This window comes from Paraburkholderia sp. BR13439, assembly GCF_040948805.1.
Taxonomy (GTDB): Bacteria; Pseudomonadota; Gammaproteobacteria; order Burkholderiales; family Burkholderiaceae; genus Paraburkholderia; species Paraburkholderia youngii.
On record NZ_JBFPKN010000115.1, the window covers coordinates 1 to 1,165 of the forward strand.

The 1,165-nt window shown below is 62.7% G+C and carries 2 protein-coding genes and 1 pseudogene; all 3 read left to right on the forward strand.

Translation table 11 applies throughout. The features are described 5' to 3' along the window. On the forward strand, positions 1 to 351 hold a 351-nt coding region (locus AB3X96_RS42415; RefSeq protein WP_368594401.1), incomplete at its 5' end, for a transposase. Further along, entirely contained in the window at positions 348 to 686 is a 339-nt protein-coding gene (gene tnpB, locus AB3X96_RS42420; RefSeq protein WP_176112030.1) for an IS66 family insertion sequence element accessory protein TnpB, read from the forward strand. The genes AB3X96_RS42415 and tnpB, both read left to right, overlap by 4 nt. A gap of 63 nt (positions 687 to 749) precedes the next feature. Beyond that, positions 750 to 1,037 (forward strand): annotated as a pseudogene (locus AB3X96_RS42425) (IS66 family transposase); the annotation flags it as partial. Between the last annotated feature and the right edge of the window lie 128 nt (positions 1,038 to 1,165).

Genomic DNA, 1,165 nt, shown 5'->3' on the forward strand with positions numbered 1-1,165 from the left:
CGCCGGCGCTACAGCGTCGAGTTCAAGGCTCAGGTTGTGGCAGCTTGCCAGAGGCCCGGGGTGTCGCTCGCGGCGATCGCGTTGCACCACAAGCTGAACGCCAATCTGCTTCGACGTTGGGTCGAGCAGGCCGAAACGAACGATTGCGTGCTCGTGGCGCGTAGCGACCTGGCAGCGCCATTGGCAGCGGCGCCAGCACCGGAATTTGTACCGCTGCCACTTGAGACGCGAAACACGCGTACAACTGAGATTCGCGTCGAGGTGCGTCGCGCGGACCAGTCGATCACGGTTAGCTGGCCAACCTCGGAGGCAGCGCAATGCGCCGCGTGGCTGCGCGAGTGGCTTGCATGATCCGCATCGATCAGGTGTGGCTGGCAGTTGACCCGCTGGATATGCGGGCCGGCTTCGATACGGCACTGGGTCGGGTGATCACCGTGTTCGGCGCTGCGCATCCGCACCATGCTTACCTGTTTGCCAACCGGCGAGCCAACCGCCTGAAGGTGCTGGTTCACGATGGGATTGGCATCTGGCTGGCTGCGCGACGGCTGAATCAGGGGCAGTTCGCGTGGCCGCGCGCTGGTAGCGAACCAAAGCAACATGCGCTCACGCAGGAACAACTTGCCGGTCTGGTGGTGGGTTTGCCATGGCAGCGCATCGGCGCGGACGGTGTGATCCGTGTCGTTTGAGGACGTTCGGGACGTATACGGTCGCGCTTTCGCGCTCTCCGGGGTTCTGGCAGACTCGTCTGCATGGATCTGCCCGCCGACCTCAGCACTCTTAGCCCCGAACAACTGCGTGCGCTCGCCACGCAACTGATTGCACGCGTCGAAGACCGGGACCGGGAGATTGAGGAGAAGACCCGGGAGGTCGGCGAGAAGGATCGGGAGCTGCGCTACCGGCAGACCCGCATCGACCAGTTGACCCACGAGATCTCGATTCTCAGGCGCCATCAGTTCGGCAGGCGCAGCGAGCAGCTCAGCAGCGATCAGATGAATCTGCTGGATGAGGCGATTGACGCGGATCTCGCCGCCATTGAAGCGTAAGCGCCCGGTCATCCCATCTTGAGTCACGGTGAAAGTCTTGGGAGCATCGTGTTCACTTAAATAGGTGGACACGTGAACACTATTGAAGAAGCAGCGGCACCTAGCCGTCGACGACGCCGGCG

Bases quoted from the DNA above. Each gene is read 5' to 3' on its own strand.
- tnpB (WP_176112030.1), top strand. From the start codon at position 348: ATGATCCGCATCGATCAGGTGTGGCTGGCAGTTGACCCGCTGGATATG.